The following is a 24,093-nucleotide window of genomic DNA, read 5'->3' as shown; positions in this document are numbered from 1 at the left end:
ACGCCACAGAAGGAGCACCGGCCACGCGGCCCGAGCCGCTCGCGTTCTGTTGATACCGTGGGCGCACTGGGGCACCACCCGCCCCGCCTACTGCCATGCCCCGAACGAGGTACCCGTGACGGTCGTCGACTTCCTCCGCCTCCTGCGGGCGAACCTGCTCCTCCTCGCGCTGACCGCCCTGCTGGGGGCAGCGCTCGCCTTTGGCTACTCGGCCCTGCAGCCGCGCCTCTACGCCTCGGAGTCCACGGGCTTCCTGGCGCCCAGCAACACGGAGAACAGCGTGATCACGGGCGGCATGCCGGGCGAGTCCCGCGGCGCGTCCTACCTCGCGCTCACCAACAGCGCCGCCGTGCTGGACCGCGTGCGGGAGGAGACGGGGCAGGACGTGAGCGGCTCGCTCACCGCCGCGATGGTGCCGGACTCCAACCTCATCAAGGTGACGGCCACCTCCACCGACCCTCAGATGGCGGCCACCCTGGCCAACTCCGCCCTCAAGGCGACGGCGGACGTGGCCGCGGAGGTGGACCGGAACAGCCCGGTGGAGGTCATCCCGCTCTCGGACGCCAAGGTCCCCAGCACCCCCATCAGCCCGGACACCTCGAAGAACGTCCTCACGGGTGCCCTGGCCGGCCTGGTCCTCGGCCTGCTGTGGGCGCTGCTGCGCCGCATGCTGGACGTCAAGGTCCGCACCCGGAACGACGTGCGAGAGATCACGGGCGTCGGCGTCATCGGCTCGATCCCCGAGAACATCACCCTGGCGAGGAAGGGCGAGTCCGCCGTGGACCTCGACCCCCGCGCCGGCGAGGCGATCCGCCAGCTGCGCACCAACCTCAAGTTCGTCTCGGTGGACCACCCGCCCCGCGTGGTGGCCTTCACCAGCGCCAACCCCTCCGAGGGCAAGTCCACCGTCGCCTCCAACCTGGCCCGCGCCCTCGCCCTCGCCGGTGAGCGCGTGCTGCTGATCGACGCCGACCTGCGCCGCCCCCGTCAGCACGACCTCTTCCAGGTGCCGGGCGACGTCGGCCTCTCCGAGGTGCTCGCCGGCCAGGTTCCCGCGGACGAGGCACTGGCCGACACGGGCATCGAGAACCTCACCCTCCTGCCCGCCGGGCGGACGCCCCCGAACCCCTCCGAGCTCGTCGGCTCCGAGCGCATGCGCGCCCTGCTCCAGCTGGCCTCCCAGGACTACTTCGTGGTGGTGGACAGCCCGCCCGTGCTGCCCGTCACGGACGCCGCGCTCCTGTCCACCGCCGTGGACGGCACCGTGCTCGTGGTGCGCGCCGGCCAGACCCGCAAGGACCACCTGGAGGCCGCCACCGAGCTCCTCACCGGCGTGGACGCCACGGTGCTCGGGACCGTGCTGAACGGCGTAACCTCCTCCACGCGGGGCGGGTACGGCTATGGCTACGGATACGGCCACTACCACACGTCGCACGACGCGTACCTGAAGGGCAACGACGCCCGCCCCTCCCGCGCGGAGTCCAAGCGCGCCGCCAAGGAGGCGCATCTCAGCCGCCGCGCGGAGAAGACCCCCGGCCGGCGCCGCAACAGCTGACAGCGCCCCCACTCCGACGCGAAGGGCCTCGCACCGAGCATCGGTGCGAGGCCCTTCGCCGAGGTGATCCGGTCCGCCGCGCTGCGGGGTTTCCGGCCGGGGTGGACTCAGCCGCGTGCGGCCAGGTGCTCGCGCAGGCGCTCACGCTGGTCCGGGGCCGTGTAGCCGACGGCGGCCAGCGGGCCGAGGTCGAGGGCGCTGTTGGTCGGTCGCGGGGCCACGCCCTCCTTGCCGGCGGTGTACGCGGCGGTGGTCGTGGCGGAGACGCGTGCGGCGTCGTGGCCGGTGTCCTCGAAGACCCACCGGGCGACGTCGTGCCAGGTGACCACGTCGCCGCTGTTGGTCATGTGGAACGTGCCCGTGGGCGCGTCCGTGGTGACCAGGTGCAGCAGGGCGTCGGCGAGGTCGTCGGCGAAGGTGAGGCGGCCGTGCTGGTCGGCGACGACGGCCGGGTCGATCCCGCGCTCGGCGAGCGAGGCCATCGTGGACACGAAGTTCTTCCCCTCCCCGATCACCCAGGAGGTGCGCACGATCCAGTGCCGCGGCACGGTGCGCACCGCGGCCTCACCGGCGGCCTTCGACTGGCCGTAGACGCCCAGCGGCGCGGGCGGGTGGTCCACCGGGTGCTCCTGCCCCACGGGGAGGGTGCCGTCGAACACGTAGTCCGTGGAGACGTGCGCCAGGGGGACGCCGGCCTCGGTGCAGCGGCGGGCGAGCTCGGCGACGGCGGTCGCGTTGACGGCCCAGGCCTGGGCCCGGCCCTCGGGCGTCTCGGCGGCGTCCACCGCGGTCATGGCGGACGCGTTGACCACGGCGCGCAGGCCGCGGAAGTGCTCCCGCGGCCATGAGGCCGGGTCGGTCATGTCCCACGTGTCGCGGCCATGGGCCTCGACCGGGATCCCCGCGGCCTCGGCGCGGGCCACGAGGGCGCGGCCGAGCTGCCCGCCGGCGCCGAGCACGAGGATCGGGGCGGGCGGCATGGGGGTGACGTCCTCGAGCATCGGGTGGGCGCGGTCCTTGTCCGAGAGCTCGGCCTGCTCCAGCGGGATGGGCCAGGCGATCGCCGCGGTCGTGTCCGCGAGGTTGAGGAACGTGTACTGGCCCTGCGCGTCGGCGGACCAGTGGTCGTTCACCAGGTACGTGTAGGCCGTGTCCGGCTCGAGCGTCTGGTAGGAGTTGCCCACCCCACGCGGCACGAAGACGGCCTTCTCCGGACCGAGCTCCACGGTGGCGACGGCACCGAAGGACGGCCCTTCGCGCAGGTCCACCCAGGCGCCGAAGATCCGACCGTGGGCGACGGCCACGTACTTGTCCCAGGGTTCCGCATGGATGCCGCGGGTGGTGCCGACGGCGTCGTTGAAGGAGATGTTGTTCTGCACCGGGGCGAGCGAGGCGAGGCGGGGGTGCTCGGCGGCGAGGGCGCGGATCTTCTCCCGCTGCCAGTTCTCCTTGAACCAGCCGCGGTTGTCCCCGTGGACGTCGAGGTCGAGGATGAGCAGGCCGGGGATGGCGGTCTCGGTGATGCGCATCAGCGGTGTCCCCTCACTGGCCCTGGGCGCGGTACGTGGCTTCGACGGCGTCCTTGGCCGGGCGCCACCAGGCCTCGTTCTCGCGGTACCAGCGGACCGTGTCCGCCAGACCGGCGCGGATGTCCGTGAACTGCGGCTCCCAGCCGAGCTCGGTGCGCAGCGCGGTGTTGTCGATCGCGTAGCGCAGGTCGTGGCCGGGGCGGTCGGCGACGAGGTCGTAGTCGTCTGCGGGGCGGTCGAAGAGCTCGAGGAGGATCTCCACGATCTCCCTGTTGTTCCTCTCCCCGTCCGAGCCGATCAGGTACGTGCGGCCGATCTCGCCGCGTTCGAGGATGCGCAGCACGGCCGAGGAGTGATCCTCCGTGTGGATCCAGTCCCGGACGTTGACGCCCTGGCCGTAGAGGCGGGGGCGGACGCCGTCGATCAGGTTGGTGATCTGGCGCGGGATGAACTTCTCGATGTGCTGGTACGGGCCGTAGTTGTTGGAGCAGTTGCTCAGCGTGGCCTGCACGCCGAAGGAGCGCACCCACGCGCGGACCAGGTGGTCCGAGCCGGCCTTCGAGGCCGAGTACGGGCTGGAGGGGTTGTACGGGGTGGTCTCGGTGAACTTCGCCGGGTCGTCGAGCTCGAGGTCGCCGTAGACCTCGTCCGTGGACACGTGGTGGAACCGCGTGCCGTGCTTGCGGACCGCCTCCAGGAGGACGAAGGCTCCGACGATGTTCGTCTGGATGAACGGGGAGGGGTCGTTCAGCGAATTGTCGTTGTGGGACTCCGCCGCGTAGTGCACGACGGCGTCCGACTCGGCGACCAGGCGGTCCACCAGGGCCGCATCGCAGATGTCCCCGACCTCGAGAGTGACGCGGTCCTCGGGCAGGCCGGCGAGGTTGTCCCGATTGCCAGCGTAGGTCAGCTTGTCCAGGACGACGACGTCGTGCCCGGTCTCGCGGACGACGTGGTGGACGAAGTTCGAGCCGATGAACCCGGCGCCGCCGGTGACGAGGAGGTGCATGGGGCCAGTCTTCCACGGCACCTACACTTGAGCCGTCCCCCGCCCGGTCCAGGAGCCGTCCGATGCCCCGCACATCCCAGCCCATCCTCTCGATCGTGATTCCTTGCTTCCGCAGCGGTGAGCCGCTCACATGGCAGCTCGATGCCCTGGCCCATCAGCGGTCCGCCCCGCCGCGGGAGATCCTGTTGTGTGACAACGGCGGCAATCCTGTACTGGCCGAGGTCGTGCAGGGAGTCAGTCCGCTCCCCGATGACGTTCAGATCCGCATCATCGAGGCAACCGAGCACCGCGGGGCGGCCTATGCCCGGAACCGAGGAATTGCCGCGGCGAGAGCTGACTTGCTCGCCTTCTGTGACGACGACGATCTCGTCCATCCCGACTGGTGCCGACAGGCGGTGGACCTCCTCGCGGAGCACCCCGTCGTGAGCGGCGGCATCGTCGTCATGGACCACGGCGATCTGGAAGCCCTCGGCCCCGTCGAACGACGAGCCGTCCTCGAGGAGCGGACTATGCCGGCGCCGCCGCGGCCCGCCAGACGCGGCTCCATCGGCCCCGCCCTGATGGGGGGCAACTTCGCGGCGCGCCGGGAGGTCCTGATGTCAATCGGAGGGTTCGACTCTTCCCTCGTCCGGGGCGGGGAGGACAACGACCTCGCCTACCGATTGGAGCAGGCGGGGATCCCCATCGTGGACGCGGGGGCGATGTCCATCATCTACGCGCGCCCCTCTGCCACGCGGGACCGAATGCGCGTACGGCGGAACGCCGGCAGATCCCTGGCCGACGTCGCTGCCGCCCGCGACGCGTGGGACGCCGCACCTGAACTTAGACGCTCACCCTTAACGGAGTTGGCCCGGGCCAGCGGGGCACTTGCGCGTATGGCCGTAGGGGCTAAGTCCCGGGACTGGGCGGGGGGGGTCGATCGCGTAGCGACGGCCTGGGGGCTCACCGTGGGCTGGGCCGAGCGTCTGGTGCTGCGTCGACCCCTGCACTCCAAGGTGGGGCACGGCCTGAACGACGACAGTGCGGCGTGGTCCCACCGCCGCCCGGGGACGACCGTTCTCGTGGTCGCCTACAACCACGCCCCCTACGTCATCGAAACCTTGGAGAGTATCGCTGCGCAGACAGTGCCGCCCACACGCGTACTCATCGCCGATGACGCCTCGCCCGGGGATGACACGAGAGCCGTCATCGAGAAGTGGGTTGCGTCCGCCCCGCCTACGTTCGAATTCCAACCGAACGGCGAGAACGTCGGACTCAACAGGACCCTCAATAGGCTCCTTGCCCAGGTGGACACGGAATTCGTGACCTACATCGCCGGTGACGATACTATGGAACCCCACCGGATCGAGGCCCAAGCAGCCCTGCTCAGCTCTTCTTCAGAGGACGTGGTCCTCGCCTACAGCGACGCTCGCGTGATCGGTCCTTCCTCGGAACTGCTCCACTGTTCCTCCCGGGCTGAGTTCCCCTGGCCAGAGGAGCCGGCTCGCTCCGCAGACACGCTCGCGTGTCTCGTCAAAGGGAATTGGATCCCCGCGGCCTCGCTCTTCCTCCGCTCCGACGTCCTGCAGCGGGAGGGCGGCTATGCCGAGGACCTGTTCTACGAGGACTTCGAACTTCTGACTCGCCTGGCTGCCCGGCATCGGTTCGTCTACACCGAGGAATCGCTCGTCTCGGTGAGACGACTGGACACGTCACTGGGGGCCGTCGGATTCGCGCATAACAGCCCACGCTTTATCCGCTCAATGATCCGCGCCCTCAAGAACGCGGAAGAGGGCCCATCATTGACGGCCCGCCAGCATTCACGGCGGGCCCGGTGGGAATTGTCGAAGCGGGCCCGGCGTGTCGGCATGCCGGTCTCAGAGGTGCGGAGTGAACTGTGGTCATCCGCACGTGGAGCGCGAACCCCTGCGCACGCTATGGCGCATCTCGTCATCAACGAGGCTCGCGGTCTTCTCGGTCGGCATTGAGACTGCCAGCAGCGCCCAGTCCGCTTACTGGGGGTCAGTCATCGGCGGGGTCGAACTCGTCGTCCGGGATCGCCCGCCACTGAGGCAGCAGCAGGGGCGATTCACCGCGGGCGTAGAGTCGGGTGAAGTGCAGCGGAGCCTGGACCGACCGGGCGCGCACCTGCGGCGGCAGCGCGCTCGAGATGTAGCCGCCCCAGTAGGAGAACGTGGAGTTCGCCAGGATCAGGTGACGACCCCCGGCGATCTGCGCCAGGTCGTCGAACATGTCGTGCGCCCCGGGGATGGTGTGCACGGAGGCGTGGTCGGCCAGGAAGCCGAGGTTCCGGCGACACCATTCGACGTCGTCCGAGACCAGGACGATCCGCTCGAGGTCTGCCTCGGGAACGCGGGAGACGGCGGCGCGGACGTAGCCGGGGATGTCGAACCCGTAGTTGGCCCGGTGCACCGGATCGGAGTAGTAGTCACCCCGGCGCACGTTCACGACGACGGCCTCGCGGTCCATCCGGTCCAGGCGGCGCCGGAAGCGCTTCGAGCTCAGCAGATGGCCGGCGGCGAACTCCACGAGGTCCCGGTAGAACCAGTCCAGGTAGGCCTGCTGGCCCCATTCGACGGTCCGGGGCTGCCAGAAGCTGACGTCGGCCTCGTCCACGGTGAGGGTCTGGAGCGCGGGGAACTCCTCCAGCCACGGCGCCATCTTCGGCTTACGACGCACCAGCCAGGGACTGCCGGTCGCCCGGTGACGGGCCCAGGCGGTGGCCCAGAGGAACAGGAAGTTGCCGCCGTTCATCGGCTCGTTCCCCCAGATGACTGCGGGCTCTCGACGCCGGACTCCGTCGAGCATCCTCGCGACCGCCGCGCGGCCCCACACTCTGGGCTCCCTGACGCTCCTGCTCATCCGATCTCCTTCACTCGTCGGGCGGGAACACCCGCATAGAGCCCGTTGGGTTCGCAGTGGCGGACGACAACGGCACCGGCCGCCACGACGCATCCGGGCCCGATCGTCACTCCGGGCAGCACGACGGCGCCGGCGCCGATCCAGGTCCCCATACCGATGCGGACGTCCCGATGCACGGGCTGTCCCGCCCGGCGGTCGGGGCTGGCGACCTCGTGGGTGGCGGTCAGGATCATCGCCCGATGGCCGATGTAAACGCCCGGACCGAGTTCGATCGAGCCGTCGTCGAGGAGGACCTCGCGGTTGACGAAGCAGCCGTGGCCCACGGTGAGACGCTCCGGGGCGAGCACCCGGCCGCCCGCGCACCACCACGAGTCCCGGGCCCCCCTCAGCCCAAGGCGTTCCAGGGCCTTCCCTCGCAGTCGGTTGGGGAGAAGCTCCGTGCGGGCAGCGGCCCGGGTGAGCCTGCGTGCGGTAGCACCGCCGGGAATCCACATGCGTCCGTCCTCTTCCTCTGTCGGTGTCCGATCGGCTCTGAGAAGACTACGGCTCCACGGTGCCGGTCGCGCCGGCCGGCACGTGTCGGAGGCTCATGCAGAGCGGTGTGGCCGGCTTCGGTGCGCCAGGCGCAGAGCCGGGCGCTCGACGAGCAGCCAGGACAGCCACGCCGCCGCGGCGGTGAGGCCGAGGGCGGCCAGGGCGTGCAGCCACACGGGCCACCCGGTCCCCGCCACGACCACGAGCAGCTGTTGGACGGGGAAGGCGTAGATGTAGACGCCGTAGCTGATGTCGTTCACGGCGCCCACCCGGGTGGGCAGCAGCGCCCCGAGGCTGAGCAGTGCCACTGCGAGCGGCAGGGCGGCCAGGAGTCCGAGGCCCGGGAGGGCGGCGAGCCACACGGTGATCACCAGGGAGGCCAGGGCGAGCGGCCAGGCGGCCGGCAGTCGGAAGCGCACACTGTAGACGAACATGCCCGCCACGAAGCACCCGCCCAGTCGGATCCCCTGGTTGAGGAGGTCCATCGGCAACTGGATCCCGGAGCCCAGCCCGGTGAGGCCCGCCGCGGTGATCAGCACGAGGAGGACGGCCAGCGTGGCGGTCAGGTGCCAGCGGACGAGCGCCGCCCCGAGGAGCACCATGGCGGCGAGGTAGGCGCCGAACTCGAACATGAGGGTCCACAGAGACCCGTTCCACAGGCCCTGCTCCGGCACATCCACCAGGGTGTGGCCCACACCGTACCGCCGGAGCCAGAGGGTGGAGTTCTGCACCAGGTAGTCCAGCCCGGCCGCGACCGACGTGCTCCCTCTCCCGAGCAGGGCGGCGAGCGGGGCGAAGACCAGGCCCGTGACCGCCAGCACCACCCAGTACGCGGGATAGATGCGCAGCACCCGCCGCCAGAGGAACGGGCGTCACCTCAAGCGCAGCCGGGACCCGCAGATCAAGTACCCGGAAACCGCGAAGAACCCGTTGACCGCCCATGTGGCACCCATCGAGGCCAGCGCCCCGTCGGCGTCCCGGCCGAGGACGACGAACGAGTGCCACACCAGCACGACGACGGCGAGCAGCAGGCGGAGGGCGTTCAGGGCGTTGTCACGCCCGGAGAGCGCATCCCCAGGGAGCCGGGAGGGCCGCTCTCGGGCAGCGCAGACGGGGCGGAGGCAGTCATGCGACGATCCTAGAGATCTGCCTCGACCACTGCCGCGCACATGACCCGGAACCGCCGCCCCGCAGTCCCACATCCGTGGGCGCCGCCACAGCCGATACCATCGGACCCATGAAGGGCATCATCCTCGCCGGGGGAACCGGCTCCCGCCTGCACCCGATCACCCACGGCATCTCCAAGCAGCTCGTGCCCGTCTATGACAAGCCGATGATCTACTACCCGCTGTCCACGCTCATCTTGGCAGGCATCAGCGACATCCTGATCATCACCACCCCGCACGACGCCGCACAGTTCCAGCGCCTGCTTGGGGACGGCTCGCAGTTCGGGGTCTCGCTCAGCTACGTGCAGCAGCCCTCCCCCGACGGCCTGGCCCAAGCGTTCATCCTCGGCGAGGAGCACATCGGCGACGACCACGTGGCCCTCGTGCTCGGGGACAACATCTTCTATGGCCCGGGCATGGGCCAGCAGCTGCGTCGCCACAGCGCAGTGGACGGTGCCACGGTGTTCGGCTATTGGGTGGCGGACCCCACGGCCTACGGCGTGGTGGAGTTCGACGGCGAGGGCAAGGCCGTCTCCCTTGAGGAGAAGCCCGCGCAGCCGAAGTCGAACTACGCCGTGCCAGGCCTGTACTTCTACGACAACGATGTTGTGGAGATCGCCCGGGGTCTGAAGCCCTCGGCCCGCGGTGAGCTGGAGATCACGGACGTGAACCGCACCTACCTGGAGCGAGGGCGGCTCAACGTGGAGGTCCTGCCCCGCGGCACCGCCTGGCTGGACACCGGCACGTTCAAGGACCTGAACGACGCCTCGAACTTCATCCGCACCGTCGAGTCCCGCCAGGGGCTGAAGGTCGGTGCGCCGGAGGAGGTCGCCTGGCGGATGGGCCTGCTCTCGGACGATGAGCTGCGCGGACGCGCCGAGCCGCTCGTGAAGTCGGGGTACGGGGCGTACCTGTTGGACCTGTTGGAGACTGGTCGATGACCTCGACGACCGCCGGGCGCCGATACCCGGGAGTCGACGTCGCGATCGTCGGCGCCCTCGTGCTCGTCCTGCTCGTGGGCCCGTCTCTGCTGGCCGCCCGCGCCGGCGCACTGTGGATCCCCCACAACGACTCATGGGCACATTCCCGCATCGCTGCGGACCTCGCTGAGACCGGCGCACTCCATCTGATCGGATTCAACCGAGCCTCCATGGTCGGCATGATGGCTGTCCTGGGCCCCCTCGGCTCGAGCATCGTCGCGCAACACGTCTTCGTGATGGCTTGCGGGACTGCCGTGCTGGCTTTCTCATACGCGACAGCCCGACGAGTCCTGCCACGACCGTCAGCCACACTCGCGACAGCACTGGTCGGCCTTGCCCCGGGGTTCATCCTTCTCTCCACGTCCTACATGACCGACGTGCCGATGATGGCGGGCATTGTGGCAGCCCTGTACTTCGGCATCCGTTTCGTCGAATCCGGCCGGGCCTGGCACTGGCTGGCCGCGTTGTTTTTGGGCGCGTGGAGCGTCACGGTGCGGGAGCAGGGACTCGCAGCCCTCGCCGCCGTCTCCCTGGTGGCATGGCTGATGCGCCGCGATCGTCGACTCATTGTGGTGATCGGCAGCGCGGTCGCTTTGACTTCCCTGGTCATATTCGAACTGTGGCGCCGTTCCCTTACGGGGGACGATCCACCCCATGTGGGACTGAACGTCACCTACGCCGTTCGCTCCACTGTGATGGCCGTGATGTCCTTGCTATTCGTGTGCGCCCCCGCCCTGGCGCTGGCGGCGAGGCGTCCGCACGGACCCCTGGGATGGGCCTCATCCGGGGCCGCTGCCGCGGTCGGCCTGGGACTACTGGCCGTTCTCGGGCCCGGAATGCTGCTTGGCAACTACCTAGCACCCGAGGGCGCCTATATTGGCATGCTGCATGGGACCAGGTCGACGGTCCCGTCCCCCCTGGTGTGGGCTGCCGCCCTCGTGTCCATTGTCGGACTCGTGTGCCTGGCCACGCGTTTGTCCTGGACCCCCGGCGCGCGCCTACCCAGGCCCTCCCGTTGGACGGTCGTCCCCGCCGTGCTCACAGCGTTCCTAGGGCTGTACGGGGCAGGCACCTTTCTGCAGACCCTCTCCGGGCAGGCCATGTTCGAGCGGTACTTCTTCCCGCTCATCGCCCCCGTCGCCATCCTCGCGCTCATGGGGATCCGGTTGAACGCCACCAGGTCGTTCCTCGCGGCCGCTGCTGGTGCGATCCTGTTGCTGGTGACCTCCCTGATCACCGCACACACCTGGGCCAGCACGGGCGCAGTCTGGCGCACAGCTGAGGAACTGGTGTCCCGCGGAGTGGACGCACAGGATGTAGACGCCGGCTTCGCGTGGGTCGGCTACCACTCGGACAGCTCCGTGGGGGAGAGCGAGGCACGCCCGGAAGTCGTCGGGTCCTGGGCCGGCCAGTTCGCCGACTCGCGTCAGTGTGTCATCGTCTCCCAAGGCACCCCCGCCGTCGAGAACGGTCATGTGGAGGTACTTGAATACCCGAAGTACATCATCGGCGGCACAGACCAGGTCGTCATTCAGGCGCTTCCCGAGTGTCGGTGACAGCCCTCCAGAGCCGTTCCGCGACCCTGAGGCCGACGGCCTCCCATGTGAGGCCTTCCGCGTGTCGGCGGGCTCTCGCGCCGGCCTCCTGCGCCATGGCATGGTCGGCCAGACGGACCATGGCCTGCGTCAGCGCGTCGAGGTCGGTCGGGTCCACCACGAGTCCGCCGTCGCCGATCATGTCGGCCGCCCCGCCGACAGTCGTCCCGATCGAGGGGATCCCCATGCTCCCGGCCTCTGCGTAGACAATGCCGGCCGGTTCCAGACGGCTGGGCACCACCAGGCAGGTCGCCTGCGCGAAGAGCCCGGCCAGACGACGCTGTGCCTGCGGATCGCCCATGGGAAGAGCACCGTGGTGAACCACACCGGGGAGGTCGTGCACAGTGGACGGGACACCACCACCGACCAGATCCAGGCGCGCATCGGGCCGTTGCTCGTGCAGTTCCCCGAAGGACTGCAGCACGGCGTCGCCGTTCTTGCGATGCCAGTCATTGCCGACGAAAAGGAAGCGGGGGTGGGTCCAGTCCTTGTCGCACGCGGGTTCACCCCGTCGATTCACTCCCAGACCGGTGAGGCCGATCTTCTCTGGGGGGACGGTGTAGTCCTCGACCACCGAGGACGCGGCCCAAGAGGTGGCCAGGAAGCACACGTCTGCCGCTCGATAGACCGATGCTTGAAGTCGCCTCCGCCCGTCCGCAACAGACGGGGGCAGTTCTGCCAGTTCACCCCAGGCGTGGCGGAGTGCCTGGGCCACCGTCATGTCCTCGAAGGTCGCGGTCACCCGGCCCGGCACTCGGTATCCCGTGCCGATCTGCAAGACGGCATCAACGTCACGAGGGACGCGCCGCGCAGCGGTTGCACTGATGAGAGCGGCGTAGGACGCGCTTCGACGGGTGACCGTGAGGAGGTGGTGTGCGGAGGGACGGACTCGCCCGGACACGACACGGGTCCAGACCGACGCGAGGTGCTGAGGAGGCGTCACATCGACCGGGATGACGTCGACTCCCGCCGTCCTCAGGCCCCGTATGAGCCCTGCCGGCGTGCCTGACCAGACCCGGGGATCAGTGGGGTCCCCGGGATATGTCACCGCGATGCGCAAGTCCCTCTCCTGTTCCTCATCGACTGGTCCCTCCCACCTCATTTGGCGGCCGGGTCCACCGGCAATTCCGTCACCAGGGCGCGGATCTGCCGGGCGAACTCGTCCTCCGAGAACCGCACGGCATGCGCCTGCATCGCTGCCCGATCCCAGACCCTTGCCAGGGCCCGCCGGACGCCGTCCGTCACGTCCGCCACGGTGGGCGCGTCCACGAACACCCCGTTGACGCCGTCCACGATGGTGTCCAGGTAGCCGCCGGCGCGCAGCGCCACGGTGGGCACGCCCCACGCGCTCGCCTCGAGCGGCGTGATGCCGAAGTCCTCGTGGCTCGCAGCGATCAGTGCTGTCGCGTGTGCGTACGCCCAGCGCAGCTGCGCGTCGGTGAGGTCCTGGCCGAACACCACGTCCTCCCCCGCCATCGCCCGCAACCGGGCCTCCTCTGGGCCCTTGCCGATCACCACGAGCGGCCGCCCCGCGCGGGCCGCGGCCTCGATCGCCACGTCCACGTGCTTGTACGGCATGAGCCGCGCGACCGAGAGCAGGAAACCGTCCTCCGCCAGCCGCTCGGCTCCGGGGATCGGCTCCTGCGGGCCCTCCGTGCTCACGGAGTGCGGCGGGAACACCAGGTCCACGCCGTCGAGCCCGTAGACGTCTTCGATCCGCTCCTTCACCACCGTGGAGTTGGCCACATAGCGCGATCGGCGCCGGACGGCCGCGCGGTCCCACCTGCGCAGACCCGGGCGCAGCACGCGGGCGATCCGGCCCTTGATGCTGTTCCGACCTCCCTCGCCCAGGTAGTCGTCCATTAGATACACCCAGCGTGCTGGCGTGTGGCAGTAGACGAGCGTGGCGCCGTCGTAACGGAATCCATGCGCCCAGCCGGAGGTCGAGACGACGGCGATCGGCTCCTTCACGTGCATCAGTGAGGAGGCCAGGGGCAGCAGCGGCAGTGCCCGCCGCGGGTCCTTTCGCAGCAGCCCCACCCGGTTGAGGGGTGAGGTGATGATGTGCGCGTCCTTGAATTCGGGGAACGTGCCTTCGGCGTCGTAGAACGTCGTGTAGATGGGCGCGTCCGGCCACAGCCGATGCAGGGCGAGCACCACCCGTTCCGCCCCGCCCTTCTGGGTGAGGTAGTCGTGGGCGATGGCGATCCGGCCGCGTGTCATGTCGATCATGGTGCTCCCCTCAGAACTGTCGGCGGGCACGTCCCGGCCGGGTGCGTCCGGTCTCCGCGGCGGCTTCGACCTGCAAGGCGATCAGTTTTCGTGCGACCAGGGCTGGCAACACGACAGCGGCACGCTCGACGACGGCGGAGCCGTACTGGATCGTGCGCTCCGTGCTCAGAGCAGCCACCGCCCGCACGGCGGCGCCCCACGGCCCGCCCGGGGCGCGGTCCCCGCCGAGTGCGTCCGCCCCGTGCTTGGCGATGAAGATCTGCCGGGCGGACCCGGAATGCAGAGCCCGGCGCGCCTTGGTGTAGGTGGTGACCGCTGCCGCGTGGTGACGGGTCTCCAACTCCGGCCGGATCTCCACCGGATACCCGGCGACGTGGAGGCGGTAGCCGAAGTCCACGTCCTCCCAGCCATAGCGGCGGTAGTCCGGGTCGTAGCCGCCGAGCTCCTCGTGGAGGGCGCGGGGGACGGACACGTTGCCGGCCCAGTGCCGCCACTGCTGCTCTGCCGGAAGGGCGTAGGCGTGACGACGGTGCGCTTCGTCCTGGGCATCTCCGTAGACGCGCTGATAGGCCGAGTCCGGGAGGACATTGGCCGTCAATCCGATCACGCCGCGCCGCACGTCGTCGTGCGCGGCCACGTGATCCCGGATGTAATGGGGCCCGGGCTCGAGATCGTCGTCGGCGCGGATGAGGATGCGGCCGGACGTCGCGTCGGCACCTGCGTTGAGCGCGGCGACCCGTCCGCGGTTCTCCCGGAAGACGGTCCAGCTCAGGTCCAGCTCCGGATGCTCTGCGGCCAACTGCGCGAGCACCCCTTCCGACCCGTCCACATCCCCGTCCACGACCACGTGGACCTCGAACGGCGGGGCGTCCTCCTGCGCGGCGAGGGCGCCGATCAGGCGCGGCAGCCGCTGGGCGCCGCCCCGGCTGGGGACGATCACGCTGGCCTCGGGGGTCAGGGGCGTCTCGGTCATGAGTCCTCCGCGGGGATCATAGGGACAGGTCATCCAGGAGCTCGGCGACGGCGGCACGGCCGGCCTCGGGAGAGAACAGCGACTCCCAGCGGTTCCGCTGGGAGTGGGCCACCGCGCCCAGATCGACCGCTCGTACCGCCCGCAGGCAGTCCGCGAGCGCGGCAGCGTCCCGCTGCGGAACAACGAAGGGGTGATCGCTGCCGACCACCTCGGGAACGGCCCCCGCATCGGAGGCCACCACCGGAACGCCCGCGGCCATCGCCTCGGCCGCCACGAGGCCGAAGGACTCCGCCGCATGTGATGGCACGGCCAGCACGCCCACGGTGGTCAGGAACTCGCCCGTGTCCTGCCAGCCGAGCACCTGGACGTCCTCACCGGCTGCCGTCAGGGCGGTGGTGAGTCGCTCGGCCTCGTCCTCCGCCACGAACCGGCTCTCCCCCGCGATGCGGAACACGAAAGCACCCGGGTCGGTCCTCCGCAGCAGCGCGGCGGCCTCCAGCAGGGTGAGGATGCCCTTGTCCTCGGACAGGCGGCCAAGGAAGCCCACGGTCGCCGGCTCATCGGCACCGCGGGCCCGCCGTGTCTGCGGCGTCGTCGGGGCCGGAACCCAGTTGTGGAGCACGCGGGCCCCGCGGATGCGGTCCGCCGCGAATCGGGAGGGCACGAGGACCGCGAGCGCACCGGGACGCGCCAGGGCGGAGAACACGCGCAGAAGCGGCTTCTCGGGCACCTGGTGCAGGTGCACGATCCGGCGCGGCCGACCGGCCAGCGCCGTCGCCGGCAGCAGCCCGTTGCACCACGCGACGTCGTCCCCGCCTCGGCCACGGTCCCAGGCGCGGAGAGCGCGCAGATACCCCAGGCGTCCGGGCCCACCCAGTCGGACCACGTCGAAGCCGTCCGCGGCCAGGCGATCGGCGGTCTCGGCCGGGTGCGCCGGGGCCACGACGCCCACGTCCCGCCCGATCTCGCGCAGGGCCGTGGCGAGGTGGTGCAGCATCACCTCGCCGCCGCCCACCTCACCCTGGTTCGCCAGGATCCAGATGCGTCCGTTCATCGGGCCGGCTCCCGGGATCGGGGATGTCCGGTCCGCGCGTCCATGATGGAGCGGACGCGGGTCAGCCCCCGCTTGGCCGCGCGGCCGAGGTGCTCCTCGCCGTACCTCTGCAGGGCCCAGGCGAGTACGGAGACCACGGCCAAGGCCACGAGCATGGCCATGTTCCGGCCTACGTATGGCCATAGAGCATGGATGACCAGATAACCGGGAATGACGTGGATGATGTACAGGGAGTAGCTGATCCGGCCGTAGAACTGGAAGGGCGGCGTTGTGAGGAGCCACGTCCTTCGTCGGAGGGCCACAGCAGTGAACAGGGTCGCCGCTGCCAGCACCCAGAGACCAAGGGTCATGTCGCGCAAGACGAAGGGGCTCACGACAGCCGATGCATAGGCTGCGGCCACCGCTCGTCGGTGGCGACCCGTCTCCCGTGCCAGGAACACCACCATGCCCAGGACGAACATGGGCGCATACTCGGCAACAGTGATGTTGTTGACGAGTTTGACCCACGTGGGGTCCCCCGCTGGGCGTGGCGCCGCGGCCTGTGAAGTCACAGCCACCACCGTCCAGGACAACACAGACCAACCCAGGCATGCCCACAGGACCAGACGGTCCGACAGGCGACACCGGCTGAGGATGAGGAGGGTCAAGACAAGTGCGTAGAACTGCATCTCGACCGCCAGGGTCCAGTAGACGTCGACCACATCGTCGACCAGCAACCATCGTTGGACCATCGTGAGATTGACGAAGATCTGCCCCGGACTCAGCGAGTACCCCGGCACCTGAACGAGGGCGAGGATCACGACGGCGAATGCAAGCGAGAGCCAGTACGGCGGGTACAGCCGCGCCACTCGGGAGATGACGAAATCGCTGGGACGCGAGGCACGGCGCGCGGTCATGAGGATCACGAAACCGCTGATAAAAAAAAACAGCTGGACCCCCGTGCCACCCCAGACGAAGTCATGAAAAGCCGGGGGATCGTCGCGGTAGTGGAAATTGTGCGTCCCGCCGAAGTGCGAGAACACGACCGCGAGCGCCGCGATCCCCCGGAGACCGTCCAGCTCGCGGAACCGGGGTCCTGGGACGCGCTTCTCGGCCGGGGCCACCGACGCCGATCCCGGCTCGTTCGGGCTTGCCGCGGTCATCGGTGCCCGCCCTTCCCCGCCCGGCGCCCGAGCACCTCGAGGGTCGCCTCGGCGGTGGCCCGAGCCATGGTCTCCACGTCGCCCACGCGCACCTCGCCCGGGCCGTCGGCCGCGGCACGCACGACGGCGTCAGCGATGGCCGCCGGGGTGGTCTCGTGGACCAGGCGCTCAGGCGGCAGGATCTCTCCGTTGCCGCCCACATCCGTGGCGACGGCGGGCAGGCCGGCGGCCGCGGCGTCGAGCAGGGTGTAGCTGAGGTTCTCCCAAGAGGAGAGCTGCACCAGCACGTCGTGCTCGGCCATGGTGCCCCACGGCTCCACGAAGCCGGGCAGGTCGACCGCATCCGCGACGCCGAGGTCCTCGGCCTGCGCACGCAGCGCCGCCGCGAGCGGCCCGGTGCCGGCCAACGTCAACCGCGCCCCGGGGTCGCGCTCCAGCAGGGCGGGCAGTGCGGCGATCAGCCGGTCGAGGTTCTTCTCGGGGGCCAGCCGGGACAGGGAGAGGATCCGCAACCCCTCCCCCGGTGCGCGCCGCTGCCCCGCGGCCGCGGCGCGCACCGCGGGCCCGTCCACGCCGTTGCGCACCACGGTGAGGGGCGCCCCCGCGCCCCATTTGCGGCGCAGCACGTCCGCGGTGGACTGCGCCACCGCGATCACGAGGTCCGTGCCGCGCAGCCGGGCGCGGTGCGCGGCGTTCTTCACCCGGGCCGCCGCGGCGCGGTTGTACAGCCCGTCGTCCGGGGCGATCCCGTGCTCGGTGCTGAGCAGCGCCGGCGCACCGGCCCGCCGCAGGGCCCGCCCCGCGCCCAGCGCCGTGAAGGCCGCGAGGTCGGCGTAGGCCAGGTGCGTGTGGACCGCGGCCGGGCGCAGGGTGCGCACCGCCGTGCGGAGCGTGCGCACCGAGGCGGCCAGGCCGGCGTCGGGCCCGACGTCCCCCGTGAACACCGCCGCGCCCTGCTCGCGCAGGCGCTCGGCGAGCGGCCCCTCGGGGCAGAGCACCCCCAGACGCAGGCCGGGCAGGCCGACGCGTGCGACGTCGAGGACGTGCCGGGCCACGCCGCCGAGGTCGGCGACCGGCACCACCCAGAGCGTCAGCGGGGCCGGAGTGGTCGTCGCGGCCTCGCGGATCACAGCCACTGCTCCAGGCGATCCAGGGCCGTCCAGAAGCCCTCACCGTTGTTGATGTGGCCCTGCCAGATCTCCGGGATGAAGCTCACCCCGGGGGCCAGGCGGTCCAGCTGCTCGCACAGCACGGGCCAGTCCACGTCGCCCTCTCCGATCTGCGGACCCTCGCCGTCCACGCCCGTGGCGTCCACGAGGTGCAGGTGGATGGTGTGCGGGGCCAGCTTCTCCACCATCTCGGAGAAGGGGATCCCCAGGAACGTGGCCGAGAGCTTCGAGTGGGAGACGTCCAGGCACAGCGGCACGCCGGTGGCCTCCACGAACGCCACCGTGTCGTCCGGGTCCATGAACAGGTTGTGGTACTGCTGGCCGCCCATCAGCCACGGGAACGGCGGCAGCGTCTGCGCGGCGATCCGGATGCCGGAGGTGTCCAGGCGCTGCACGGCCTCGGCGATGCGCTCGTACTTCGGCAGCCGCTCCTCCGGGCGGATGTGTCGGTCCAGGGTGAACCCGCCCATGGTGATGACCATGATGGGAGACTCCTCGTTCGGGAACCAGCGCTTCAGGTCCCGGGTGATGTCGATCGTGCGCTGCACCTCGGCGATCGAGCGCTCCCACACGGCGTCGTCGTCGCTGGCCAGGTCCACGAGGAAGTCACCGGAGAAGATGTCCGGCAGGTGGGTGGTGAAGCCCATCGGCATGGGCTCGGTGAACACCGAGTCGATGTCGATCTCGAGGTCCTTGTAGGAGAAGTGGAACTCCAGGAAGTCCGGGGTGCAGTCCTTCGTCAGCGCCTCGACGTCGTGGTAGCGCACGGGCAGGCCCCACGGGCGGTTGAACTCGAAGTCGCGCCCCGTGGGGACGGTGTCCGTGAGGTCGCCGGCGAAGAAGAAGTCGCCCTCGGCCATGGGGCGGTGGAGGGTGCGGCCGACCAGACGCGGCAGCTCGTTGGGCTGCAGGCCGCGGCCCGGGGACTTCACGGTCACGTCGTCGGCGGTGATCGTGACGCCGGCCTGCAGCGGACGGGCCGCCACCAGGGACTTGGCCAGGTTGATGCGGTTCATCGCCTCGCCCGTGGAGACCACGCGCTCCCCGGCCGTTCCGATGGACTCCTCGATCTCCCGCGTCTGCCGGACCATCTGCGCGAACTCCTCCGGCAGGAGGGAGACCTTGTGGTCGTTGCCCTCGAGGGAGCGGTCCACGGTGAAGTGCTTCTCCACGATCGAGGCGCCCTTCACGACGGCGGCCAGGGCCACGTGGAAGCCCCGCTCGTGGCCGGAGTAGCCCACCGGGGCCTGGGCGATCTCCGCCAGGCGGTCCAGATAGGCCAGGTTCACGTCCTTGTAGGGCGCGGGGTAGGTGGACTGCGCGTGCAGCATGGCGAACGGCACGCCGTACGAGCGCACGAGCGCTGCGGACTCGCGGATCTCCTCCTCGCGGGACATGCCCGTGGAGAGCACCATCGGGATCCCGCGGGAGGCCGCGTCGCGCAGCAGGCCGTGGTTGGTGAGGTCCGCCGAGGCGATCTTCACCCCGTCCACCGGGTAGTCCGCCAGCACCTGCATCGAGGGGGCGTCCCACGGCGTGCACATCAGGGCGACGCCGGCGTCGCGGGTGTGGTCGAACACCCGCACCATGTCCTCCGCCGAGAGGGAGAACTTGGTGAGCTCGTCCAGGGTGCGCTGCGCGCCGAGGTCCTCTCCCGCCGTCGCACCGCCGGCCTTCCGGTAGAGGGCGTCCATGTCCCGCAGCTGGAACTTCACGGCGTCCGCTCCGGCCTCCACGGCCAGGTCCACGAGCTCGCGGGCCAGGTCCACTCTGCCCTGGTGGTTGTTGCCGATCTCCGCGATGAGGAACGCCGGGTGGCCCTCCCCGATCCGGTGGGAGCCGATGCGCAGCTCGGCCTCCCGGTTGATCGCGAGGGCGGCGAGGCGGCCGCGCTCGTCCAGCAGCGGCAGGTGCAGGGCGCCCTCGGGCAGGGCCGCGAGCACCTCCTGGGGCGTGGCGCCCAGCAGGCCCGTGGCGGGCGCGCGGTGGGCGGCCTCCACGGCGGCCACCTCGAGCGAGGCGCCGGGGCTGGCCAGCAGCCAGCGGCGGAAGTCGCCGTCGGTCAGCGAGCCCTGGAGGTAGCCGTGGGAGTCCACCACGAAGACGATCCGCTCGCGGTTGTCGGTCATCTTCTGGAGGGCGATCAGCAGGGAGTCCTCGGGGAAGACGAGGTAGGGGGTGAGGTGGCGTTCGATGATCACAGTGCTGCTCCTGCGCTCGGGGGGCCGGCGAGCGGCTCGGTGCTGAGGGGACGGGCGAGCTCGGGGTGCTTCTGCAGCACCTTGTGCACGGCCAGGTACTGGTCCATCTGCTGCTCTGCGAGGGCGAAGTCGAGCTCGGTGTCGATGTCCACGCCCTCGAGGTCGTCCAGCTCCAGCATGCCGATCCGGCCGCCGAGGCGGTTGTGGAGCTCGTCGTACACCCACGGCTTCGTGAGGTAGAGCGAGCCGTTCTCCCGGAAGCGCAGGTCCGTGCGCGTCATGTCCTGACGGCGCTTGCGGTGCGTGACGTCGAAGTCCGGGATGGGGGCCGCCGCCGGGTCCGGTGCATGGCGCCACACGAACGGGGAGACCGGCACGACGCCGACGAGGGAGTCCACGCCGGTGGCGCGGAACTGTGCGACGGCGCGGTCCAGCGTGCCGGGCAGGCGCAGCGGGCTGGTGGCCTGCAGCAGCATCACGGCCTCCGGCTCGACGCCGGCGGCGCGCTCCATGGCCAGGTGGTGCTCGATCACGGGTTCGGTGGGCGTCTCATCCTGCGCGAGCTCCGCAGGGCGCAGGCCGGGCACGTCCGCGCCGTAGCGCGTGGCCACCTCGGCGATCTCCTCGGAGTCCGTGGAGACCACCACGTGCAGGTCCGCCTCCGCCTCGAGCGCGGACTGGATGGTCCACGCCACGAGCGGGTGGCCGCCGAGCAGGCGGACGTTCTTGCCCGGCAGGCCACGGGAGCCGCCGCGCACGGGGATGACGCACAGGATGCTCATGAGGCGGTCCTCCAGAGGTCGGCCGCGATGGCGGCGGCGGGGTCGGCGGTGGGCGAGGCCAGCGGCGGCGTGGGATCGGGCCGGTGGCCCGGCGTCCAGCGGCGCATGCCGTAGCGCTCCCAGAACCCCTCGAGCCACGCCGGCGGGTCGGGGTGGGTGACCCACGCGGGCCGGCCCGACTGCGCCGCCTCCAGCACGCCCGTGGAGAAGACCGAGACCACGGGGCCCGTGGTCTGCGTGAGCGGGACGTCGGAGCGGTCCACGGTGATGCCCTGCGCCTCCCAGCGGGCGTGCTGTGCACGGGAGAGTCGGTCCTTCTCGGCCGGATGCGGGCGGTACACGGCACCGGTGACGCGGATGTAGTCCTCCGCCGCCCGGGCGAAGTCAGCACGGGGCAGCTCGGCGCCGTGCAGCTGGCCGAGGAAGACGCCGGGGCCCGCGGCGTCGGGGCAGGCGGGCCGGTGCGCCGCGGTCCGACGGGCGTCCTCCAGGAGGGCGGACCCGACCGCGCGGACGCGCACGTCGGCGCGGCCCTGTGTCCACCACGCGGCGTCCTCGGAGGTGAAGGCGTAGAGCGTGCTCGCGCGAGGCACCGGCGGGGTGGAGACGGCGAGCAGTCCGTGCTGCACCACCGCCACCTCGGCGCCGCGCTCGCGGGCCCAGCGCACGGCCGCGCGGCCGGAGGGCAGGTACTCCCCCGCCACCAGCACGCGGCGCAGCCCTGCGAGGCGGGGCAGCAGCAACGGCCCAGCGCCCGCAGGGATCGGCGTCAGGCGCACGCCCGGGGTCCGTGCCCCCGGCAACGCCGCGATCTGCTCCGCGGTGGCCTCCCCGGGGAGGACCCATCCGACGCCGGCGGCAGCCTCCGGCGGCAGGGCCGCGACGGGCGCGGCCAGCGCGGCGAGCTGCGTGGGGCCGAAGGACTCCAGCGCCACGAGCGAGTGGACCTCCCCCTCGGGGAGCATCAGCATCGGGCTCTCGGCGCCGGCCGCGGTGCCCCGGGCGGCACGGATGGCAGAGCGCGCGGCGTCCGCAGCGCGCCGCGAGGCCGGCCACTGGGCCCGTTGCCACCGCTGCCACCGGGGCAGGTCCTCGGGCCTGCAGAACAGGGGGGCGTCAGCGCCGCCGGCCATCAGGTCCACCAGTCCTGCGCGGCGGCGGCGCGGTGCGCGAAGGTGTGCTCCGCGTGGGAGCGGCGGCGGCCGGCGGCGCGGATGCGCTCGCCCCACGCGGGCTCGCGCACCGCGCGGGAGCCCAGCTCCACGAGGTGCTCGGGGCTCTCGAACACGAGGACCTCCGCGCCGGGCTCGTAGAACTCCGCCACGTCCGCCCGGTCCACCAGTTGGAGCCCGCCCATGCCGGGGACCTCGAAGGTGCGCATCGCATGGCCGGCCTGCAGGCCGTGGACGTTGATGGCGCCGGCGGCGGCGGCCTGCACGGCGTAGGCCTCGTTGAGGGGGATGTCCCGCTCGGCGGGCAGGGCCGGGCGGCGCAGCTCCCACGTCCGCAGGCGGTCCACGGGGTGGTGGCTCCACTGCCGGCCGTAGGCGCGCACGGGGACGCCCGCGGCGGCGAGGCGTTCGAGCAGCTCCACACGGTTGGGGTAGCGCGAGCCCACGAACACGAGCTCGTCCCTCCGTTCGAGGGGGGGCACGTCCAGGTCCGGGTCGAAGCCGTTGGGCAGATAGTGGGCGTCCACGCCGTCGGCCGTGAGCTCGTCCGCCTCGGAGCGGGCATAGCTCAGCACGGGACCCACGGTGCGCAGGAAGTCCAGGGAGTAGTCGTGACGGTGGAGGTCGTCGTAGAGCCACAGCATGCGGGGCACGCCGAGCGCTCGGACCTCGTCCCAGAACTGCTCGCCGAGGGAGTCGCCCTTGATGACGAGCACGCGGTCCGGGCGGGCCTCACGCAGGGCGGCGACCGCCCGCTGGGTGTCCCACGCGACGCGGGCGGCCGTGCGGTCCATGCCGACCCTCTGCGGCAGCTCCAGGAGGGCCTTGTTGCGCAGCTTCATGGCGGGGGTGGCGTACGCGTCGTAGCAGTGCACCGTGACGTCGAAGCCCTGCTGCGCCCACGCGCGGGCGATGGAGCGGTGATAGCCGTGGAAGGCGGGCGAGACGAGGAACAGGCGCTCGGTGCGGCGCCCTGCGGGCACGCCGACGCGGGCGGGAGTGGAGCCCAGGGGCGCGAGGACGGTGTAGGTGCGGGCGGTCATCGGCGGGTCCCCCGCCAGATCAGGCGCAGCTCGTCCTTCGCCACACGGCGCGCGTCCACGTCCGTGCCCCGGGCCTGCCGAAGGGCGTTGACGGCGAGGTTGGCACCCGTGGCCGCGGTGAGCGCGGCCCTGAGCGCGCGCGGCCGGCCGAACTTGCGGGCGTAGCGGAACCGCGAGTCCACGAGCCACGCGCGACGCCGCAGCGGATCCGTGGAGCCGTGCAGGCCATGCGTGACGTGGATGGTGGGAATCACGATCGAGGGGATCCCCCGCTGGCGGAGCCGCCGCTGGAGGTCCACCTCCTCGGAGTTCATGAAGTAGGCCTCGTCGAAGCCCCCCACCGCGCGGACCTCGGCCATCGGCAGCAGCATCACGGCGCCCATCACCCAGTCCACGGGCACGGGCTCGGTGGCCTCAGCCGCGTGCACGTCATGGCCCACGGCCTCGTGCAGCAGGGGCAGGTGGCGGAACCGGGCGAGCGGAGTGAGCCACTCGACGGTCTGGTGCAGCACGGTGGGGAAGTGACGCCCGGACCACTGAGGCGTCCCGTCCTCATTCACCACCTGCGGGCTCACCACAGCCGGCTGGAACGGTGCCGCCGCGGCCACGAGCGCGTCGATCTGCTCGCCCGTGATGAGCGCGTCCGAGTTGAGCACGAGGGCGTACTCCGTGCGGACCTCGGCCAGACCGGTGTTCACGTTCGCGCCGAAGCCCCCGTTGGCGGGACGACGCACCACGGTGAGGCGGGCGTCGTCGCTGCCCGGGTAGGGGACGGGCGAGGCGTCATCGGCGACGACGACGCCGGCCAGGCAGGTGGACCGGGATTCCAGGAGGGAGGCAGCGAGTGCCGCCGTGGGAGCCGGGTCCCCGTAGTGCGGGATCACCACCGTGACGGACGGTTCGGGGACGATCTCGGGCATGGGGTCCTCCGGCAGGCAGACTCAGCGGCGCGAAGGGTGCACGCTGCGGCTCCAGTATAGGCGGCGGGGCGTCGGCGGGCGCCGGCCCCGGGCCCCGCAGGCACTCCGTAGACTGGACTCGCCTCTCGGGCCCGTGCCGGAGGGAGGCGGTCGCTCGCCGTGACCTTCGCCCCGC

20 protein-coding genes are annotated in these 24,093 nt (G+C 71.1%); 4 read left to right on the top strand and 16 right to left on the bottom strand.

Annotated features, from left to right (window positions below; all coding sequences use genetic code 11):
* Positions 1–115 precede the first annotated feature (115 nt).
* Positions 116–1,555: a polysaccharide biosynthesis tyrosine autokinase gene (locus tag LG274_RS11090; RefSeq protein WP_298714215.1), complete on the top strand. Its 1,440-nt coding sequence runs from the start codon at positions 116–118 to the stop codon at positions 1,553–1,555.
* A 107-nt stretch (positions 1,556–1,662) separates the two neighbouring features.
* Here the strand turns inward: LG274_RS11090 and LG274_RS11085 are convergent, their stop codons facing one another.
* Positions 1,663–3,084, bottom strand: a complete 1,422-nt coding sequence (locus tag LG274_RS11085) for a bifunctional dTDP-4-dehydrorhamnose 3,5-epimerase family protein/NAD(P)-dependent oxidoreductase (RefSeq protein ID WP_298714210.1) — start codon at positions 3,082–3,084, stop codon at positions 1,663–1,665.
* 13 nt (positions 3,085–3,097) lie between these two features.
* A complete protein-coding gene (gene rfbB / locus LG274_RS11080; protein WP_343282279.1) occupies positions 3,098–4,093 on the bottom strand; it encodes a dTDP-glucose 4,6-dehydratase in 996 nt (331 codons plus the stop codon).
* 62 nt (positions 4,094–4,155) lie between these two features.
* On the opposite strand from rfbB, the gene LG274_RS11075 reads away from it, so the two are divergent.
* Positions 4,156–6,060, top strand: coding sequence for a glycosyltransferase family 2 protein (locus tag LG274_RS11075; RefSeq protein WP_298714204.1), 1,905 nt, complete (start codon positions 4,156–4,158; stop codon positions 6,058–6,060).
* Between the two features lie 34 nt (positions 6,061–6,094).
* Here the strand turns inward: LG274_RS11075 and LG274_RS11070 are convergent, their stop codons facing one another.
* The 3 genes from LG274_RS11070 to LG274_RS11060 all read right to left on the bottom strand — a co-directional run bounded on the left by LG274_RS11070 (position 6,095) and on the right by LG274_RS11060 (position 8,340).
* Positions 6,095–6,847 (bottom strand): alpha-1,2-fucosyltransferase, encoded by a 753-nt coding sequence (locus tag LG274_RS11070; RefSeq protein ID WP_298714201.1) that lies wholly within the window; start codon positions 6,845–6,847, stop codon positions 6,095–6,097.
* A gap of 104 nt (positions 6,848–6,951) precedes the next feature.
* Positions 6,952–7,302: a DapH/DapD/GlmU-related protein gene (locus LG274_RS11065; RefSeq protein ID WP_285139955.1), complete on the bottom strand. Its 351-nt coding sequence runs from the start codon at positions 7,300–7,302 to the stop codon at positions 6,952–6,954.
* 240 nt (positions 7,303–7,542) lie between these two features.
* Positions 7,543–8,340, bottom strand: coding sequence for a hypothetical protein (locus LG274_RS11060; protein WP_298714198.1), 798 nt, complete (start codon positions 8,338–8,340; stop codon positions 7,543–7,545).
* Positions 8,341–8,726: 386 nt separating this feature from the next.
* Between LG274_RS11060 and rfbA the strand changes: the two genes are divergently transcribed.
* On the top strand, positions 8,727–9,596 hold the full coding sequence (gene rfbA, locus LG274_RS11055) for a glucose-1-phosphate thymidylyltransferase RfbA (RefSeq protein WP_298714195.1): 870 nt from the start codon (positions 8,727–8,729) through the stop codon (positions 9,594–9,596).
* Positions 9,593–11,191: a glycosyltransferase family 39 protein gene (locus tag LG274_RS11050; protein WP_343282278.1), complete on the top strand. Its 1,599-nt coding sequence runs from the start codon at positions 9,593–9,595 to the stop codon at positions 11,189–11,191. Before rfbA ends, LG274_RS11050 begins: the two co-directional genes overlap by 4 nt.
* Here LG274_RS11050 and LG274_RS11045 read toward each other — a convergent pair.
* The 11 genes from LG274_RS11045 to LG274_RS10995 all read right to left on the bottom strand — a co-directional run bounded on the left by LG274_RS11045 (position 11,163) and on the right by LG274_RS10995 (position 23,918).
* Complete coding sequence (locus LG274_RS11045) at positions 11,163–12,008, bottom strand: glycosyltransferase family 4 protein (RefSeq protein ID WP_343282277.1); 846 nt, start codon at positions 12,006–12,008, stop codon at positions 11,163–11,165. The genes LG274_RS11050 and LG274_RS11045 overlap by 29 nt on opposite strands.
* Before the next feature lie 320 nt (positions 12,009–12,328).
* Positions 12,329–13,462, bottom strand: a complete 1,134-nt coding sequence (locus tag LG274_RS11040) for a glycosyltransferase (protein ID WP_343282276.1) — start codon at positions 13,460–13,462, stop codon at positions 12,329–12,331.
* A gap of 10 nt (positions 13,463–13,472) precedes the next feature.
* The gene (locus LG274_RS11035) at positions 13,473–14,435 is read right to left on the bottom strand and encodes a glycosyltransferase family 2 protein (protein ID WP_404464460.1); all 963 of its coding nucleotides are present in this window, start codon (positions 14,433–14,435) and stop codon (positions 13,473–13,475) included.
* Between the two features lie 16 nt (positions 14,436–14,451).
* Positions 14,452–15,489 carry a glycosyltransferase family 4 protein gene (locus LG274_RS11030; RefSeq protein WP_343282274.1) on the bottom strand — a complete coding sequence of 346 codons (1,038 nt, stop codon included), beginning with the start codon at positions 15,487–15,489 and terminating at the stop codon, positions 14,452–14,454.
* Positions 15,486–16,631 carry an acyltransferase gene (locus tag LG274_RS11025; RefSeq protein ID WP_343282273.1) on the bottom strand — a complete coding sequence of 382 codons (1,146 nt, stop codon included), beginning with the start codon at positions 16,629–16,631 and terminating at the stop codon, positions 15,486–15,488. The genes LG274_RS11030 and LG274_RS11025 overlap by 4 nt, the downstream gene beginning before the upstream one ends.
* Positions 16,628–17,767 carry a glycosyltransferase gene (locus LG274_RS11020; RefSeq protein WP_404464457.1) on the bottom strand — a complete coding sequence of 380 codons (1,140 nt, stop codon included), beginning with the start codon at positions 17,765–17,767 and terminating at the stop codon, positions 16,628–16,630. Before LG274_RS11020 ends, LG274_RS11025 begins: the two co-directional genes overlap by 4 nt.
* Positions 17,758–20,001: an N-acetylneuraminate synthase family protein gene (locus tag LG274_RS11015; RefSeq protein WP_404464455.1), complete on the bottom strand. Its 2,244-nt coding sequence runs from the start codon at positions 19,999–20,001 to the stop codon at positions 17,758–17,760. Before LG274_RS11015 ends, LG274_RS11020 begins: the two co-directional genes overlap by 10 nt.
* Positions 19,998–20,783, bottom strand: coding sequence for a cytidylyltransferase domain-containing protein (locus tag LG274_RS11010; protein ID WP_404464453.1), 786 nt, complete (start codon positions 20,781–20,783; stop codon positions 19,998–20,000). The genes LG274_RS11015 and LG274_RS11010 overlap by 4 nt, the downstream gene beginning before the upstream one ends.
* Entirely contained in the window at positions 20,780–21,916 is a 1,137-nt protein-coding gene (locus LG274_RS11005; protein ID WP_404464451.1) for an RNA-binding protein, read from the bottom strand. The genes LG274_RS11010 and LG274_RS11005 overlap by 4 nt, the downstream gene beginning before the upstream one ends.
* Positions 21,916–22,998, bottom strand: a complete 1,083-nt coding sequence (locus LG274_RS11000; protein WP_404464449.1) for a glycosyltransferase — start codon at positions 22,996–22,998, stop codon at positions 21,916–21,918. The genes LG274_RS11005 and LG274_RS11000 overlap by 1 nt, the downstream gene beginning before the upstream one ends.
* Positions 22,995–23,918, bottom strand: a complete 924-nt coding sequence (locus LG274_RS10995; RefSeq protein ID WP_404464447.1) for a glycosyltransferase family 2 protein — start codon at positions 23,916–23,918, stop codon at positions 22,995–22,997. Before LG274_RS10995 ends, LG274_RS11000 begins: the two co-directional genes overlap by 4 nt.
* Positions 23,919–24,093: the final 175 nt, after the last annotated feature.

The organism is Micrococcus antarcticus, from assembly GCF_044872765.1.
Lineage (GTDB): Bacteria > Actinomycetota > Actinomycetes > Actinomycetales > Micrococcaceae > Micrococcus.
This window is presented reverse-complemented; position numbering and strand designations above follow the sequence as displayed.

Coding starts and splice junctions, on each gene's coding strand:
- LG274_RS11085 (WP_298714210.1), bottom strand. CDS start 3,084: ATGCGCATCACCGAGACCGCCATCCCCGGCCTGCTCATCCTCGACCTC.
- rfbB (WP_343282279.1), bottom strand. CDS start 4,093: ATGCACCTCCTCGTCACCGGCGGCGCCGGGTTCATCGGCTCGAACTTC.
- LG274_RS11075 (WP_298714204.1), top strand. CDS start 4,156: ATGCCCCGCACATCCCAGCCCATCCTCTCGATCGTGATTCCTTGCTTC.
- LG274_RS11070 (WP_298714201.1), bottom strand. CDS start 6,847: ATGAACGGCGGCAACTTCCTGTTCCTCTGGGCCACCGCCTGGGCCCGT.
- rfbA (WP_298714195.1), top strand. CDS start 8,727: ATGAAGGGCATCATCCTCGCCGGGGGAACCGGCTCCCGCCTGCACCCG.
- LG274_RS11050 (WP_343282278.1), top strand. CDS start 9,593: ATGACCTCGACGACCGCCGGGCGCCGATACCCGGGAGTCGACGTCGCG.
- LG274_RS11040 (WP_343282276.1), bottom strand. CDS start 13,462: ATGATCGACATGACACGCGGCCGGATCGCCATCGCCCACGACTACCTC.
- LG274_RS11035 (WP_404464460.1), bottom strand. CDS start 14,435: ATGACCGAGACGCCCCTGACCCCCGAGGCCAGCGTGATCGTCCCCAGC.
- LG274_RS11030 (WP_343282274.1), bottom strand. CDS start 15,489: ATGAACGGACGCATCTGGATCCTGGCGAACCAGGGTGAGGTGGGCGGC.
- LG274_RS11025 (WP_343282273.1), bottom strand. CDS start 16,631: ATGACCGCGGCAAGCCCGAACGAGCCGGGATCGGCGTCGGTGGCCCCG.
- LG274_RS11010 (WP_404464453.1), bottom strand. CDS start 20,783: ATGAGCATCCTGTGCGTCATCCCCGTGCGCGGCGGCTCCCGTGGCCTG.
- LG274_RS11005 (WP_404464451.1), bottom strand. CDS start 21,916: ATGGCCGGCGGCGCTGACGCCCCCCTGTTCTGCAGGCCCGAGGACCTG.
- LG274_RS11000 (WP_404464449.1), bottom strand. CDS start 22,998: ATGACCGCCCGCACCTACACCGTCCTCGCGCCCCTGGGCTCCACTCCC.
- LG274_RS10995 (WP_404464447.1), bottom strand. CDS start 23,918: ATGCCCGAGATCGTCCCCGAACCGTCCGTCACGGTGGTGATCCCGCAC.